General features: G+C 36.7%; 17 protein-coding genes. 6 read left to right on the top strand and 11 right to left on the bottom strand.

What is annotated here, in order from left to right:
- Positions 1-155: 155 nt before the first annotated feature.
- Positions 156-269 carry a YjcZ family sporulation protein gene (locus WAZ07_RS10430; RefSeq protein ID WP_090913000.1) on the top strand — a complete coding sequence of 38 codons (114 nt, stop codon included), beginning with the start codon at positions 156-158 and terminating at the stop codon, positions 267-269.
- A 368-nt stretch (positions 270-637) separates the two neighbouring features.
- Here WAZ07_RS10430 and WAZ07_RS10425 read toward each other — a convergent pair whose 3' ends face one another.
- The 4 genes from WAZ07_RS10425 to WAZ07_RS10410 all read right to left on the bottom strand — a co-directional run bounded on the left by WAZ07_RS10425 (position 638) and on the right by WAZ07_RS10410 (position 3,054).
- On the bottom strand, positions 638-1,387 hold the full coding sequence (locus WAZ07_RS10425; protein ID WP_336472387.1) for an ABC transporter permease: 750 nt from the start codon (positions 1,385-1,387) through the stop codon (positions 638-640).
- Complete coding sequence (locus WAZ07_RS10420) at positions 1,388-2,149, bottom strand: ABC transporter ATP-binding protein (protein ID WP_090912993.1); 762 nt, start codon at positions 2,147-2,149, stop codon at positions 1,388-1,390.
- A 171-nt stretch (positions 2,150-2,320) separates the two neighbouring features.
- Positions 2,321-2,662 (bottom strand): DUF1048 domain-containing protein, encoded by a 342-nt coding sequence (locus tag WAZ07_RS10415; protein ID WP_090912991.1) that lies wholly within the window; start codon positions 2,660-2,662, stop codon positions 2,321-2,323.
- Between the two features lie 71 nt (positions 2,663-2,733).
- On the bottom strand, positions 2,734-3,054 hold the full coding sequence (locus WAZ07_RS10410) for a PadR family transcriptional regulator (RefSeq protein ID WP_018768018.1): 321 nt from the start codon (positions 3,052-3,054) through the stop codon (positions 2,734-2,736).
- A 449-nt stretch (positions 3,055-3,503) separates the two neighbouring features.
- Between WAZ07_RS10410 and WAZ07_RS10405 the strand changes: the two genes are divergently transcribed.
- On the top strand, positions 3,504-3,953 hold the full coding sequence (locus WAZ07_RS10405) for a tetratricopeptide repeat protein (RefSeq protein ID WP_396547528.1): 450 nt from the start codon (positions 3,504-3,506) through the stop codon (positions 3,951-3,953).
- Between the two features lie 342 nt (positions 3,954-4,295).
- Here the strand turns inward: WAZ07_RS10405 and WAZ07_RS10400 are convergent, their stop codons facing one another.
- Entirely contained in the window at positions 4,296-4,433 is a 138-nt protein-coding gene (locus WAZ07_RS10400) for a DUF3956 family protein (RefSeq protein WP_336472386.1), read from the bottom strand.
- A 523-nt stretch (positions 4,434-4,956) separates the two neighbouring features.
- On the opposite strand from WAZ07_RS10400, the gene WAZ07_RS10395 reads away from it, so the two are divergent.
- Both WAZ07_RS10395 and WAZ07_RS10390 read left to right on the top strand, forming a co-directional pair.
- Entirely contained in the window at positions 4,957-5,232 is a 276-nt protein-coding gene (locus tag WAZ07_RS10395; RefSeq protein WP_336472385.1) for a DUF6973 domain-containing protein, read from the top strand.
- A gap of 221 nt (positions 5,233-5,453) precedes the next feature.
- A complete protein-coding gene (locus WAZ07_RS10390; protein WP_336472384.1) occupies positions 5,454-5,849 on the top strand; it encodes a hypothetical protein in 396 nt (131 codons plus the stop codon).
- A gap of 610 nt (positions 5,850-6,459) precedes the next feature.
- On the opposite strand, the gene WAZ07_RS10385 is transcribed toward WAZ07_RS10390, so the two are convergent.
- Positions 6,460-8,418, bottom strand: a complete 1,959-nt coding sequence (locus WAZ07_RS10385; RefSeq protein ID WP_336472383.1) for a M6 family metalloprotease domain-containing protein — start codon at positions 8,416-8,418, stop codon at positions 6,460-6,462.
- Positions 8,419-8,921: 503 nt separating this feature from the next.
- Here WAZ07_RS10385 and WAZ07_RS10380 point away from each other — a divergent pair.
- Together WAZ07_RS10380 and WAZ07_RS10375 are read left to right on the top strand one after the other, a co-directional pair.
- Positions 8,922-9,476: a hypothetical protein gene (locus WAZ07_RS10380; RefSeq protein ID WP_336472382.1), complete on the top strand. Its 555-nt coding sequence runs from the start codon at positions 8,922-8,924 to the stop codon at positions 9,474-9,476.
- A gap of 56 nt (positions 9,477-9,532) precedes the next feature.
- A complete protein-coding gene (locus WAZ07_RS10375; RefSeq protein ID WP_336472381.1) occupies positions 9,533-9,742 on the top strand; it encodes a hypothetical protein in 210 nt (69 codons plus the stop codon).
- Positions 9,743-9,799: 57 nt separating this feature from the next.
- Here the strand turns inward: WAZ07_RS10375 and WAZ07_RS10370 are convergent, their stop codons facing one another.
- The 5 genes from WAZ07_RS10370 to WAZ07_RS10350 all read right to left on the bottom strand — a co-directional run bounded on the left by WAZ07_RS10370 (position 9,800) and on the right by WAZ07_RS10350 (position 14,790).
- The gene (locus WAZ07_RS10370) at positions 9,800-11,530 is read right to left on the bottom strand and encodes a right-handed parallel beta-helix repeat-containing protein (RefSeq protein ID WP_336472380.1); all 1,731 of its coding nucleotides are present in this window, start codon (positions 11,528-11,530) and stop codon (positions 9,800-9,802) included.
- 163 nt (positions 11,531-11,693) lie between these two features.
- Complete coding sequence (locus WAZ07_RS10365; protein WP_336472379.1) at positions 11,694-12,740, bottom strand: GH25 family lysozyme; 1,047 nt, start codon at positions 12,738-12,740, stop codon at positions 11,694-11,696.
- A complete protein-coding gene (locus tag WAZ07_RS10360) occupies positions 12,740-13,150 on the bottom strand; it encodes a phage holin family protein (protein ID WP_336472378.1) in 411 nt (136 codons plus the stop codon). Before WAZ07_RS10360 ends, WAZ07_RS10365 begins: the two co-directional genes overlap by 1 nt.
- Before the next feature lie 66 nt (positions 13,151-13,216).
- A complete protein-coding gene (locus WAZ07_RS10355) occupies positions 13,217-14,452 on the bottom strand; it encodes a hypothetical protein (RefSeq protein WP_336472377.1) in 1,236 nt (411 codons plus the stop codon).
- 107 nt (positions 14,453-14,559) lie between these two features.
- The gene (locus WAZ07_RS10350) at positions 14,560-14,790 is read right to left on the bottom strand and encodes a hypothetical protein (protein ID WP_336472376.1); all 231 of its coding nucleotides are present in this window, start codon (positions 14,788-14,790) and stop codon (positions 14,560-14,562) included.
- Positions 14,791-15,306 lie beyond the last annotated feature (516 nt).

Raw genomic sequence — 15,306 nt, 5'->3', positions numbered from 1 at the left:
CATCTTCTTCAAATTATAATTAGAACTGCTAAATTAAATTTCTTTACATACATGCACTCTTTAGATCCACGTCACATAATGTAATGTAAATCCGCTGGAATACCTATAACGACAGCCCACATAGTTTTTTTCCTCACTAAAAGGAGGAATAGATCATGGGTTTTGCTGGTTGTGGTGGCTTCGGCGGCGGATTCGCCTTACTGATTGTGTTATTTATCTTATTAATCATAATCGGTTGTAGTTGTTTTGGAGGTGGATTTGGCTGCTAAGGCTAAGAAAAGGCACTCAATTCGAGTGTCTTCATTTATTTGTCCAGTACTTCCCCCTCACTTCACTACAAAATGAAATTTTTATTACAGTCTCCTACACATGTAACAAAGCAAATCGCTCTGAACATTAAATGTGGTTACATTAACAATATATATTGATGAGTGTTGGCAAATAAATCTACGCTTGTCTATTATTGATAGCCTTTTTATGTATTTGAACCTCGGAAAGAAGAAGAGGTTCAAATACATTATTTTTGCAATATTCAAACTCCAGAGCGCAATTCGACTGTTAAAGAAGGACATGAATTTTCTTTTTGTATACCCCATACATCAATAATTAACATAACGTAACCGAACCGATAGTGTACTTATCCTAACTGGCGTTTAAATGCTTTACTGGCGAAGAAGTAAGCGATGACCATGATGCCGACGCACCAAGCAAGCGCGATCCAGATATCGTTGCCAACAGACCCTTCATACAAGAGGGCACGAATAGCATTCACGATTGAAGTCACGGGCTGGTTCTCAGCGAATGCACGGACAATTTTAGGCATGGTTTCGGTCGGGACAAAGGCCGAACTGATAAACGGCAGGAAAATCAGCGGGTACGAGTAGGCTGTCGCCCCTTCCATAGATCCCGCTGTCAATCCGGGAATGATAGCCAGCCATGTCAGCGCCAGTGTAAACACCCCGAGTATCCCAGCTACCGCGAGCCAATCCAGGATATCAGCGCTGGAACGGAAGCCCATCAAGAGCGCAACGAGGATAACCACCACGATAGTAAGCGCATTGGAAACAAGCGAGGTCAATACGTGAGCCCACAATACCGACGAGCGCTTGATGGGCATGGTAATGAAACGCGCCATTAGCCCGCTCTTTACATCCGTAAACAGCCGCACGGAAGTGTAAGCGACGCCGGATGCGATAGCCATCAGTAAGATTCCCGGCAATAAATAATTTACATAGTTGTCCGTACCTGTCTCTATGGCGCCGCCAAATACGTAGACAAACAGCAGCAGCATCATAATCGGCGTAATCGCCACCGTGATAATCGTATCCGGGCTACGCATGATGTTGCGCATTAAACGCCCTAGTAATACCCCTGTTTTACTTTTCATTTACATCTCCTCCTTTTTGCCGATAATCGCGAGGAAAATTTCCTCCAATGTCGGTTGCTTCTCGATGTACTCCACTTTCGCTGGCGGGAACATCTCTTTGAGTTCGGTAAGGGTACCGGTCGTGATGATTTTTCCGCCATGTAGGATGGCGATACGGTCCGCCAATTGTTCGGCTTCCTCCAGGTACTGGGTTGTCAGCAAGATGGTTGTGCCACCGCCGGCAAGTTCCTTGACGGTATCCCAGACTTCAATCCGCGCTTCGGGGTCAAGCCCTGTCGTTGGCTCGTCGAGAAAAATGACTGCTGGCGTCCCGATCAGGCTCATGGCGATGTCAAGCCGGCGCTTCATCCCGCCGGAATATTTGTCTGCCCGGCGGTTGGCCGCATCGGTCAGGCTGAATCTTGCAAGCAGATTGTCGACGATTTGCGTGGGATTGGAAACTCCACGCAACTTAGCGATCATCATCAGGTTTTCCCGTCCGGTGAGCATGCCGTCTAAAGCTGCGAACTGCCCTGTCAGACTGATGCTCTGGCGAACATGATCCGGTTGACGTTGGACGTCAAAGCCGCAGATACCTACTTCGCCGCCATCGGGCTTCATCAGCGTCGAGAGGATGTTGACCGTCGTTGTCTTACCCGCTCCATTTGAGCCCAGCAGTGCAAAAATTTCGCCACGCCGCACCTCAAAATCCACCCCCTTTAAGACTTCCTTGTCTTTAAAGGATTTTTTTAACCCTTTTACAGAAATCGCTGCATTGCTCATACTTTTTTCCTCCTTATAAAAAGCACCTTGCGGAGCTAGATTGCCTATACTCTTCTATTTAGTCTGACTGATAATCTGTATAACTTAGTACCGAGTTAAAAATATAACTGAATAGCGAAGGTTGCAATTCACATTTGTAACCAGCTAATCAGTCGGTATTATCTATTGAATTTATTTTTTCCCCAATCGCTTCATGATACTCTGATTCAAATCTTCACGATACTTGGCGACATAGGTTTTAGCGTTTGCCACTAGTTCGTCGGCAAAGGACGCTACGTCGTCTCCAGTGATTTCCAGCACTTGTCTACCTTCCGCCGCACCGGTTTCGAACAACTCGATTAATTCATACTGTATGTGTAGCATATCCATCCCGTTGCCCGCTGAGAAATTCCACATGTAGTTTTGAATTTTCTTAAATACAAACTGGTAGTCCTCTGGCAGGGCTTCAACCCGTGCCATCATCATCTTGTATTCTTTTTTATCACCAATTATTTTTTTGAACATTTCCATCATGTTATTTTTCCTCCTTTTTTATAAAGCTGAGCAAGACACTCCAAAAATATCGGACGGAATATCTTATGAAGCTAGATTGACTTTAAGACGTTGATTTTTGATGATACAAAATCCCATTTTTTCCAAAACAATTCAAGCTCCTGGCGGCCAGCCTCATTAAGTGAGTAAAACTTACGGGGCGGTCCCATATCTGACGGTTTCTTTTCCATGTTCACAAGTTTTTTCTTTTCTAATCGCACGAGGATGGTATAGACCGTCCCTTCCACGACTTCGGTAAACCCAAGCTCGTTCAGGCGGCGGGTAATCTCGTAGCCATAGGTTTCATGACGGCTGATGATTTCCAGCACGCAACCTTCCAGCGAACCCTTCAACATTTCAGTTAAATTTTCCATGTTCAGATCCTCCTCTACCTCCTCTATTTTGTCTGACTTATATTCAGTATAACAGAGTACTGAGGGAAATTTTTACTGAATAGCTTTTGGGAAAACACGCTATTCAGTATTGCTTATTACAGGTACATCGTAACACCAAGTAGCAGGGGGTGTCAACTGGATTTTCTAAATATTTTTAAAATCAGCTATCCCCATTGGATACAGCTGATTTTCTTTATAGAGCTTTCACTTCCTCCTATGCTTCTTTCACAATGATTACACCGCTGATCATTCCCATCCAGCAGCTGTACATATAACTCTTCAATTTTTCTATATCATTAAACTTTATTTTTTCATTATTGTTATCGTCTAGTATTACATACTGTCTATTTTTAGAATACTTACCTTCTGAAGAATATTTTGTAAAAAGCTTAGAATCTGCTCAAAAGCAAAATCATGAAAATTTAGTTATGTTAATTCGTTACAATTTAGGTTTTCTATATGCAAAACAAAATATATCGGAAACCGCTATACGTTATCTAACAGATGTTTATAACAATGAAAAACCATATCATAAGACATTATTCTTGTTAGCACAGGAATACTATAAGCTAAAACAGATTGAAAAAGCTAATACTCTTTTAAAAGAAGGTATGCAGTTGGCTGATACAGAATATATACATCATTTCCGCATAGTACAAGCTTTATATGACGTAGAATATAAGCAAAACCTAGAATCTTCTATTGTAGCAGGCATTAATTACTTTGAAACACAACAACTTTACGGTTTTATTGAAGAGTACGCAGGACATCTTGCAAGACATTTCTATAAAGAAGGTAATTCTGAAAAGGCTAGTAAATATTTTAATATTGCCTATGAAGCAAAGCAGACGCTTACACAAAGGAGTGCATTAAAATGAAAAAATTATTAATTGGTTTTGTTGGTTTTGCTGCAGTTCTAACTATAGGTAATGTTTCAGTTTCAGTTTCATATTCATAACAAGCTGACCACGGTAGACCACCTGCGCCCAAAAAACCTGATTTAGCTTATACAACTTGGTCTCCAGCTTATGATCATGGGAGACCGCCAATGCTAGCTAATGCTGAAGGCGATACGCCCGCACCTTCTTATAGTCATGCTGATCTTCCTACACCACAAGCGTAACACTTTAATAGAGTTAAAGAACAAGCCGCCCACCTAAAAATGAGCGGCTTTCTTTATTACATTTCATTCAATATGAAGAAATGTCACTTATCACTTACTATTCGCATGATGGTACACCTAATGCCTTCAAAATTGCTGCCAATTGAGCTGAAATATGAATTCTAATTTCAACTCCATCAACTTCGGTAACTAGGAAAAATTGATCAGTGACTTGTGCAATACAAGTTACTACCATTTCACTTCCCCCTTTCTATCAAACTCTATATAAACTATGAAAAAAGGAAGAAAGTGAAATGGACAAGCTCCTAATAATTAATAAGTTTTACTCAAATATAGTTTAAATTACTTAGAATCACATCACATGCCCATGAACTTAAAAATATCAACTACCTCCAAGTGTTAAAAAAACACTATCCTTTCCTATGATTCTATAGAAAGAATAGCGTATTTTTTCACTTTAGAAGGCACTTTGTTTTATTAGCTTAGTAAAGTGAAACTTCCGTCAGTGGGGGTTTTCTTCATCCCCCACTGACGGAAAGCCCGCCCAATAGGGTGACAACTAAATAAGCGACCGTTCTTTATTTCTTCCATCTGTAGAAAAGGAATGTTTTCGAAGATGTTAAAAAATACTTTTTAAAAAAAAAAGGAAAATTTTACTTGAAAAAAATATATTCAGAATATAAAATTTTTTCAAGTTATAAAATATCAAGCGGGATACATATGTAAAAAAAGTAGGAATAACAGTAGAAGCAATATCTATGTTTTTATCATTAGGAGCAGTTACTAATAATGTTTATGCTGAAACTAATGAACCGTCTTTAAGTGAACAACAAATACAGTTTGAGGCAAAACAAGATGCTTTTAGACATGCTCACTGGAACGAACACATGGCGCATCGAATTGGACAAGGTTTAGCTGCTGAATTTGCTACTGCCCATGAATCAACTAGTAGTGGAAATGATAAAGTGAAACTTCCGTCAGTGGGGGTTTTCTTTATCCCCCACCTATCTTCTTTGTTTCTCTCTGAATCTTGAGGTGGGGGTCTTACTGCCCGTTAATGCGGGATAAAGCGATGGATTTACACAATAATGCTGTCGGAAGAGCGCATGCTGGTCAAGGACATGATAAATTAAGAGAATTAGCAAGATGGGGTTAGTTTAGAGTATTTGATGGGAATGGAGACTTAAGACCTACTTGGTATTAAATTCTATTTTATCTTTTAAACAAAAAAATTATAAACAAGAAAAGAGTTTAAATGATGAAAAAAAACAAATGGTTTTATACAATTTTAGCAATATTAAGTGTCTCAACTATAGGGATATTGTATATTGTATTTTTTTATCATGGTTTTGATATTACAATTACTAACAAAACAGATCAAGATATTAAAAATCTTATAATTATTGATGGTCGTAAAACTAAACAAATTACAATACCTACTATTGATTCTAATAAACAATATAAAACTAAAATCGATTTAAAAGACGTAGGAGAAAATAGTTTAACTTTAAATTATCAAGATAATAATAAAAAAATGCAAAAAGTGGTTATCTTTGGTTATTTTGAAGGCAAAGGTAAAGGTACAATAGATATCGTTATTAAGTCTATTCATCAAGATGGAGCGTTAGACATACAAGTAAAGCAAAAGTAGCTAAATGGGGTCACCGTACACTGAAGTGCATCCCAATTGCTAGACACAGTCTAACAATTGGAGATGCACTTTAATTAGAGCTGACTATTTTATTATCTAAGCCAATGTACATATTCCTCATCAAAATACATCCAACCTTCAACGCCTTCACCTGCAATGTAAATCCAGTCAGCATATCGATAATGTATTTACACCAAATGTCTATTCCCATATTAGCGATAAAATTGATAAAAGATCTATCGCTGAATTTGAAGCATACATGAATAACGTTTTGAGGTGATGTTTATCTTTGCATTTTTTGTGGATGAATGTGTTCTAACTCATTGAAAAATGTTTTATCCACAAAAAGAAAAAAGCCCCGATACCAGTAGTATCAAGGCCTCTCACTCTTAATAAAGAGTCATATATTGATCGAGTTCCCATTGGTGAACTTGCGTACGGAACAAGCTTCACACCATAAAATCGAAATAACTATGAAACCTATATTTATCAAAATTCTTTAAAATCACAAACTCAAAATAAAGAATATCGTTTCAATATTTTGTGGGCATTTTGTGGGTACTTTTGTGATAGCTTATCAATGATTTCAATAGCTACCTTTACAAATACCTTATTGCGCCGTTCCAAATACATTGATTTCAGCCGCACTTGTCCATGGATTATTGTTTATCTCGCTTAAGGCACGCAATTTAATATAGCGACCTGTCTTGGTTGCAAAGCTGACTTCTTTCAAAGTGGTATCATTTGTAAAGGTACCTGTGGCTACAGCTGTTCCCCAATTCACTCCATCACTACTGACGTAGAACTCATAGCCCTTAATCGTTCCGTTCACTTGGCCGTCTTGTCTTGGCAGGTAGTTGAATTTGGAGAGGCTATAGGTTGCACCTAAATCAATTTGAATCTCGTGCGGCATTGGAGCTACGGGGCTCCAGTTCGTATGCCAAAACGTGTTTTTGTTTCCATCAAAGGCATACGTACCCAAATTGTACGAATTATAGCTGTCTACATATTTTAGTGTCCAATTTGTTTGCGGAATCCAATTAGCTTCTTTTGTTGTGACTGCTACATTCATGGCAGAACCACTTGTGCTTGTCGTCGTAATCGTTACTCCCGATTTTTCTCCAGTGTAGGTATTACTATTCGGATTGGTGTCTGGACCAAAGGAAGCAGCATGATTTTGATTCGTGTAATAGAATGGGTCTTGATATTCACTGATAGATTGCTCTATATCAATGAAAGGATGAGGGTCATTATCAATATTATTCATGGATTCATCAATATGCCAAACCGCGATGCCACCAGAATTTGTTGGCAAGCTTGCATCATACCCAACCTTTTGGCGATTCTCAACTAAAAAATACGTATTATCCTTTAAAGGAATCTTTAAAACATTATAGTTATTAGGGATCGTATTTAGAGTAAAATTGTTGGTGGTATTTACTACAGTTGGTGTTACAAATCCTAATTTTACTTTTGACCAGGCATCCATATGATCGGGTGTAGCTCCATAATCTTCTCCTTGAAGACTATTCCAAGCTCCATTAGCCATTATACTTAGACCACCCACATGATTATTAACGCCATATAAATCTGGAAGGCCAAAGGAATGACCCAATTCATGAGCAGTAACACCAATCGTTGCCATATGACCATATTGTTTTTCACCCTGCGTCGTATACATACCTGATACTGTAACACCATCGTGATTTGTGTTAGGAGCATACCACTGATGTGCCCAAATATTTGGCGCTGAACCACCACTAGCCTCTTCATTGCCAGCAAGAACAGTTACAATGTAGAAGCCATCTTTAGAGTCGATGACTTGATCATTATTAGTATCAAAACTAGCAAAATTCACCGTAGGATCAGCTTTAGCCAGTGCATCTGTTATAACCGTTCTAATGTCTTTTCCCGATGTATCCGGATGAGCGTAATCTAATTTCACTTTAACCACCCCATCATTTTGCGTACCATATGTTTCGGATGCCGGAGTGATCTGTAATTTTCCATTACTGACTTCATTATAGTAATTCTTTACTGACTTTTGATTTGCAGAAAAGAATTTGTTACTCCAATCGTTGTCGTTATATGCGATATCAACATCTGTAAACCCAATTGACAAAACAAGTAATTTTTTGGTTCCTAAAACTGGAGTGACAGTTCCGTCAACATTTTCTGGTGATCCCGTAAATTCTTTCATGAGCTCCTGTTTTTTCTTTGCTTGAGGGTTGTATTTCTTTATCCATTTGTTCAAATTGTTCTCATTTACCGCTTTTGCAGGCTTCTTGTCAATTTTATATTTTTTCCCCGTCGATTTCAGTTCGTCTGATGTAAGTTCAGCGTAATTCCAATACCCCTTCTCATCTTGTAAAAGTACGTCGCCATCCTTTGTGCTTGCCCAATGGAACCATTCATCTCCATGTACCGTGGCTTGAAACGATTCGCCTGACGGTTGCTCCATTTTGACAACTCCTTCGTATGCTGGTGCGGCAAAAGCGTTCGTTTGAAAGTACAAAACACAAATCAAAGAAAAAACAGACGTGAACAGGAATTTAAAAATTCTTTGCATAAACCTTCCTCCTTTTAGAAGTTGTTATCATGCGGGAATGGTTTCTTCTATAGATTCATGAAGATCGCCTCCCCCTTTAAAAAATATTCAACAGCATAATTTAAATACCATTTTATGGTAAATTTAAGGAGGTTAAATCTTATAAAATAAGTTGAAAAATATGATTATTGGAATTATAAATGAATAAAGGAATTTGTTTTGTAATTGCAATTGGCTGAACACTTCATATGTCTTCTATAGAAACCTTAATTACAAGATAAAAATTCTTTAAAAGGAGTAAAATATATAACTAATTCCTTAACGTACAGGGAATCGGTTAAATTGTTTCTAAACGTATAATTTTCTTTTTTTAATATGGTGACCCCATGCTCATCAAGCTAATATTTTGAATTACCCCTATATTGATAAAATTTCTGTTGTTTACTAAAGATTGAAACTTTTTCAGAAACCTCTTATTTAATAGGTTATCTTTTCATTAATTTATATTTTAAGGAGAATGCATAATGAAAGCAACGAAACTCGTATCATTAGCAATACCTGTTCTATTATTAGTAGGTTGTGGGGTAGGAGATAAAGATTCTATCCCTAAGACTGAGGAAACTAGTAAAGCAATGTCGAAAACAGTAATATCTGAAAAACAGTATCCGTATTATATTTGTGAGCAACTGGTAGAGTTTCAATTCAAGAAGGATGAAATATTGTTAAAACTAGGAGAAGCTTCAAAAGATAATAAGAAATATAAAGATGTATTTAAAACAGCAAACGATATGGATGAAGCCTTAGACCGTATGGAGAACATAATAGTACCTGATAAATACAAAGACATTCATAAACTCGTACAAGAAGGGATAACAGATGCAAGAAAAGGAACAAAGTTAATAAAAGACGCTGATAAAGACGATGGACTGAAGATTCAAGAAGCTGTATTAAAAAGTTCTCCACATATGTCAGGTGTAGATGGAGAACAGTGGAGAGAAGCAATTTATAAGTTAAATCAGGAAACCAAAGATGCCTACGCCAAAGCACTTGATAAGAAAATGGAAGAACGTACAAAGTAATAGAGTAACTTGTAATTATACATACAATCATTCAACTAATAAGGGGTAATAGAAATATGAAAGCAAAGAAACTTGTAACGTTAGCACTTCCAATCATGTTAATTAGTGGGGTAGGTTGTTCTAAAGACAATGCAGAAAAAAAGAAGACTGATAATTTACAAGTAGCAGTAGATTATAAAACTCCTATACTTGACTTAAGTAAAGCGTTAGAAAGTAAATTATCTACAGAAGAATTAAAAGAGTTACTTATGAATGCTAAAGTTTAATACATAGTAAAAAAGCCGACTCAATAAGAGCCGGTTTTTTTCCATCTCGTCCTCTACTTATACAGGGCTAGAAACTAAAGTACCATTATTGTCAATGGTTACTTTTCTTTTTACACCATTCGTATCATAAGCGAAGAAACCAACAAATCCTGCAGATGAGGATACTAAAACACAACCTGTTTTCCCTTCCACATCATTATTAAATACTTGTACATTAGAACATGTAGGAGTAACTTCAATCCCATATTTATTTTTATTTTCGGTAGTTGACATCCTCACTCTATTATCACGAATGTACCCTTCTTTAGAAGCACTACCAACTAAAATAGCACTACGTTGATTGTCAGCTTCAAGCGAAGTATTGCGAATGTTATTCTTATCAATAAAGAATCTTGTAATAGATTGGAGGAAGATTCCTACACGACCTGAGTTAATCATAATATTATTAGAAATATCAACATCCTCTAAAAAATCAGTGTTATCTGAAGAAGTTAATGCTGTATTATAGATGAATTCATTTCGTGAATCTTCAAAAGAATTATATTTAATTTCTAACTTTCTACATTGTTTGAAAAAAATATGTCTAAATGATTTCTTGAATGTATTGCCTCTAATTTTACATCTGTCAACATACGAAAGTACGATAGTAGCAAAATCTTCGGGTGAATTCCTCTCTTTAAATTCATTATCAATAATTTTAACGCTATCAAAGAAAGCTGCTTTCTTATCATTTTGCCATCCAACAATATAGATATCCTCTCGTCTTGTTCCTGAGAATGTATTTTCTTTTACAACAAAGTTATAACCTGATTCTGGCATTCCTGTGTCATTACCTTCGCGGTCTTTTTGCCCCTCACCAGGACTTCCATCAGGATTCGAATGTGCTATAGCTCTCTCACAATTTAAGAATGTATTTCCTTGTATAGTCATATCGCCAAATTTCAAAGCACGAACACCTGCATAAGTTGCATTCTCAAATGTATTATTGATAACTTTAATATTTCTATTGAAAAGGAACATTACAGAAGAATGATTTCCTATTCCCGTAGCTATCGGATTCATCCCTTTCGTATCACTACTACCAAAATAACAGTCACGAATAGTTATATTATCACAATGTTCTCCATCCCATGCTCCAAAATCAGAAAATCCTAACTTAGTATGGTTAGAGATTTGAATAGATTCTGCATACCCTCTTGATTTATCCGTGGTTGCATCTTTGTATCCTAAAAACTTACATCTCTCAATTACAACATTACGACAAGCGTTAATATCCATCATATGAGCATTAATAACATCTTTGAAAGTAATATCTCTAAACGTTAGATTTTCCCCCCGAGCCCATCCTGTCATGTTAAATCCTTGGGGGAACTCAAGGACATTACCATCAAACGTTCCACCTTCAATACTTATGTTGCCGTTACCATTATAACCTTCAAACAAATTTCCTGAATTTCCATTTTTCACAATACCTCCTGGATGCCCTCTTAATAAAATCGCATTTTTCCCTAGACGTATTTTCGTATTTTTGTAAACAGTTAAATATTTTGTTATACGATAAATACCTGAAGGAATAAAAATATCAACTCCTCCTTCATGTAATGCAATATCTAATGCTTTTTGTATAGCTTCGGTTGTTAATGTACCTTGTGTTCCGTCTGCTTTTGCACCATACATTCTTACATCAACATAAGGAAAAGTTGAGTCCTCAGTTTTCACATTAGTTTCCATTTCAATATTCTCGTTACCTAAGGATTTATTTGAATTATTATCTATTTGATGAATCATGTTATCTCTCCTTTTTATAGAAACAGTTAAAGTTATATACTATTACATTGTTATATACTTATATTACTAGCCGTAATATAAAAGATTTCCCCTCACTACGTGATTTTAAAAACAAAAATACAGAAAAAATAAAAAATCCGACTCATAAGAGCCGGCTCTCGTCTTATCTAAGCCAATTTACATAAGATTCATCAAAATACATCCAACCTTCAACACCTTCACCTGCGACATAAATCCAGTCAACATATCGATAATGTACTTCATAAGCAGAACGTTTTGTAATTTTATTGATGACAACATCGCCAGTACTTGCACCTTTACGTAAGTTAATATCCACACCATTTACCCAAACGACACCTTGTGATTTGCCATCCTTATTAATTTTAGCTACATCATCACGAATCCAGTTACCTTCTGCGATTTTATACCAAAAATGAGATCCGTCATGATGCCATGCTAAGTATACATGATTACTACCCTTTAATACTTGTCGCTTAATTACTCCGTCAGTAGATGGATTTTCCCGTACATTTGCAACATCTGCTGTTACAGTGATACCGCCAAGGTTGTTATCTTGCCAATCTGGTGGAAGAACAACATTTTCTTCTGGAAGGTTGTTTTTCTTACTAATAAACCAAGATAAAGGCTTGTCCCCATTTAAGTAATTTAAGTCTACCTTTCCGATACCATCAAGCCATCCGCCTGTTTCACCGTCTGCATATTGCCAAATGTCACAAGCATATTTTGGTGGATTTGTACTGTATCGTGGAATCCATAAGAAATCTGCTTTTACGCTTTGTAAATTGTAAAGAGGATACAATTCATGAGATACATAGAACCCTACTTTCCAACCAGCCACTTTTAAAGTGTCAATAAATGCTTGAGAAGCCGCTGCTAAATTTGCACCACCACATGCAGCTAATGTATCTTTCTCACAATCTAACACTAGGAATTTGGCATTTGGATTTACACGCGCTAAAAAGTCTTTTGCTTCCACAATTGCATCATTTACAGACACATAGCAACCATAAGCATATGCAGCATGTGGAATGCCATATGATTCTAATGCCTCCACATATTCGTTGTATTTAATATCTTTCTTACTTGAACCATATTGCACACGACAAATAGCTAAATCTAATTGTGGTGCTAATACATCCCAATCTGGATTTTCGTTGTGGTATGAAATATCAATAATACGTTTAGTCATTATTTATTCTCTCCTTTGTTTTTGTTATTTAAAATCTCAACAGCGTTTGTTAGTGCTGCTGGTAACTTAATACCCATACGACCTGCATTTTCTAAGATTGATAACAATTCATTTCCTGCAAAGAAAAAAATAGTTGCCTCACGAATTGCACTGTTACTTCCAAACATGGCATCTACTTGAGCAGCAGCTCCGACCAATAAAAAAAGCACTACCTTTTTGGCAATGCCTCGAAATCCGATTTTACTTTTTAACTCCCCGTTATATCCTGCAGCAATCATTCCAGTAATATAGTCAATTGCAGCCATCGTAATTAGAATTTTCAGCGACACATCCCACCCCCCTAAAAAATAACCGCAAAAGCCACCGAAGGCAGCTATAAATGATTTAGTTAATACATCGATACGATCCAATTGTTTGCATCTCCTTTCAAAATAAAAAGAGAGACGATTTGTCCCTCTTTGCTTAAAAACAATTCCTCACTCCACATTAAAAAATATACCATCTAAAGCAGTGAATGGTTTTGTTGTTGTTGATGTGGTAGTAACTAAAATCACATCCCCATTCGTTTTTATTTCAATTCTATTTCGCTTGTCTGCTCCACCAGAAGCTTGGGTATTGTGAAACTTATTACGTTTAGGAGCATATGGAAAAGGCAATTTAAACAATACTAAATTAGGATCTTGACTTGTATAAGAATGGGTACATACTCCTTCGAAATATACAATTCCATTACTATCTTTTCCGTACCTTACAGAAACGTCAACACCATAGTTAGTTACGCCTGGTTCTAGAGTTGCATCAATCCATTTAATTGAATTAGAAACCGAAATTTCTGTATTCAAAGAAGTGTTAATTTTTTCGAACTCCAGTAATCCACATAACGAGAAATACATTTTACTACCAATAATATGACATACAACAGGGACGAAGCTGCCATTGTATTCATAGAATGTCACACCTTCGTTTTCATACCTAAAATTATTAATGTCTATATTTTGGTTATCAAATCTTCTAACTAACGCTCCTAACTCTTTTTTGTTAAGTTCAATAGTACTTAATATAGTGTTATTAAAATCAATAACCGTTAAGACAGGGTATGTTTTCCCACGTCCTAATACAATTTTATCGTCAATAATTGTAAGACCTTGTGTTTTTTCACCATTAGCGATAACGTTGCTAAAAAAGATGGTTTTAATTAAAATGGGTTCACTATTTACAACAGATTTAAAATCATAAATATACACACCCTCTGTTCGATCTGCACTACCAAAAGAAGTAACTAAATACTTATTATCTTTATCTTTCCCTAGTTTTGAACCTCCTAAAACAGGAATATTATCTCCTAATACTCCATCATCGTAATTAAAGATGGCTAGATTCTTATCATAAGTAGTCCGAACTAGGAAACATAACTTGTTGTTAATATCATAATAGAATGGTAATCCTTCTTGAAAAGCACCCTTTGATTTTGCGAATGACTTTGTGTCTATCAAATCACAATTTGGCAGGGAATATCTACTGATTTTAACATCTGTTCCACCGTTTATCTGCCGGGATATATACAACTCATTTTTTTCCTGATTTATAGCGAATCCTTGAGGAAAATCTAACTGGCCATCAAGCAAGATATTAGTAGAATACAAAACTTTTTGATGCTCTAAGAAATTCTCGAATTTTTTATTTAAAATATTTGATAATGATTCCAATGGCATAATGCCACCTCCCATAATAGTTTCGGTTCTAATACTGTTGATTTTTTTCTAACTCAAATCGGCTATCGATTTATTAACTAATTTCATATATTCCTCACCTATAGTTCTCATCTCCTTTCGTAGAGTAGAAAACTGAAACAGATTTCTTTGGAGATGGCTTTGCCATCTCTTTTCTGTTCCAGCTTCCCCTCATCAAACCGTACGTGAGGTTTTCCCTCATACGGCTTTCCGATGTTCTTCTTTCTTTGGCTTTCAACTACTTTCTCAACATACCGTCCTCCGTACCCCGAGGGATTCCTCGATGCTGCGCTTCCATGGTCTTCACCTATATTCTCCAAGCTCGACTTCCCCTTGTCCTATTCCTAGTTTGTTTTTGACGAGGCGGCAAGGTTCACTTTATATTACGGTCTGCTGATTCGCTCGCACTTCTATTAGAAGTTACTTTGTCACAGGGCTTCAACCTTAGGATTTCTCCACCAGTTGCCTGTCAGCTACTAGGCGACTTGGTTCTTACCTAGACTGGACTTTCATCAGTAAGCAGTGCCCAGCTTAGCTGGGCACGCATAATAAAAAGCACTCCCTAAGAATTACGGTAAAATTAAAAAAGGCATGAGTCCTTTACAATATCGGACCCATGCCCAAGAAGCTGCCTAATGTAATAAACTGTCTAACTTTTGGGCGTCACTTCAATAAGAGCCGTCTCTTTTATTATCGAATCCAACGGATAATTTTTTCGTCAAATTCTACCCAACCTTTATCTTTAATGTAAATCCAATTGTTATCTCTAAACTCAATTTCCCACTGACCAACACCTACACGATCACGTATGCCACTATTATAATTAGCATGATGGT

It is taken from the genome of Bacillus bruguierae (genome assembly GCF_037104725.1).
Classification (GTDB): Bacteria; Bacillota; Bacilli; order Bacillales; family Bacillaceae_G; genus Bacillus_A; species Bacillus_A bruguierae.
The sequence above is the reverse complement of the archived record's forward strand: the minus strand, read 5'-3'. Positions and strand labels throughout refer to the sequence as shown.

Coding starts and splice junctions, on each gene's coding strand:
- WAZ07_RS10430 (WP_090913000.1), top strand. CDS start 156: ATGGGTTTTGCTGGTTGTGGTGGCTTCGGCGGCGGATTCGCCTTACTG.
- WAZ07_RS10425 (WP_336472387.1), bottom strand. CDS start 1,387: ATGAAAAGTAAAACAGGGGTATTACTAGGGCGTTTAATGCGCAACATC.
- WAZ07_RS10420 (WP_090912993.1), bottom strand. CDS start 2,149: ATGAGCAATGCAGCGATTTCTGTAAAAGGGTTAAAAAAATCCTTTAAA.
- WAZ07_RS10415 (WP_090912991.1), bottom strand. CDS start 2,662: ATGATGGAAATGTTCAAAAAAATAATTGGTGATAAAAAAGAATACAAG.
- WAZ07_RS10410 (WP_018768018.1), bottom strand. CDS start 3,054: ATGGAAAATTTAACTGAAATGTTGAAGGGTTCGCTGGAAGGTTGCGTG.
- WAZ07_RS10405 (WP_396547528.1), top strand. CDS start 3,504: ATGTTAATTCGTTACAATTTAGGTTTTCTATATGCAAAACAAAATATA.
- WAZ07_RS10400 (WP_336472386.1), bottom strand. CDS start 4,433: ATGGTAGTAACTTGTATTGCACAAGTCACTGATCAATTTTTCCTAGTT.
- WAZ07_RS10395 (WP_336472385.1), top strand. CDS start 4,957: ATGTTTTTATCATTAGGAGCAGTTACTAATAATGTTTATGCTGAAACT.
- WAZ07_RS10390 (WP_336472384.1), top strand. CDS start 5,454: ATGATGAAAAAAAACAAATGGTTTTATACAATTTTAGCAATATTAAGT.
- WAZ07_RS10385 (WP_336472383.1), bottom strand. CDS start 8,418: ATGCAAAGAATTTTTAAATTCCTGTTCACGTCTGTTTTTTCTTTGATT.
- WAZ07_RS10380 (WP_336472382.1), top strand. CDS start 8,922: ATGAAAGCAACGAAACTCGTATCATTAGCAATACCTGTTCTATTATTA.
- WAZ07_RS10375 (WP_336472381.1), top strand. CDS start 9,533: ATGAAAGCAAAGAAACTTGTAACGTTAGCACTTCCAATCATGTTAATT.
- WAZ07_RS10370 (WP_336472380.1), bottom strand. CDS start 11,530: ATGATTCATCAAATAGATAATAATTCAAATAAATCCTTAGGTAACGAG.
- WAZ07_RS10365 (WP_336472379.1), bottom strand. CDS start 12,740: ATGACTAAACGTATTATTGATATTTCATACCACAACGAAAATCCAGAT.
- WAZ07_RS10355 (WP_336472377.1), bottom strand. CDS start 14,452: ATGCCATTGGAATCATTATCAAATATTTTAAATAAAAAATTCGAGAAT.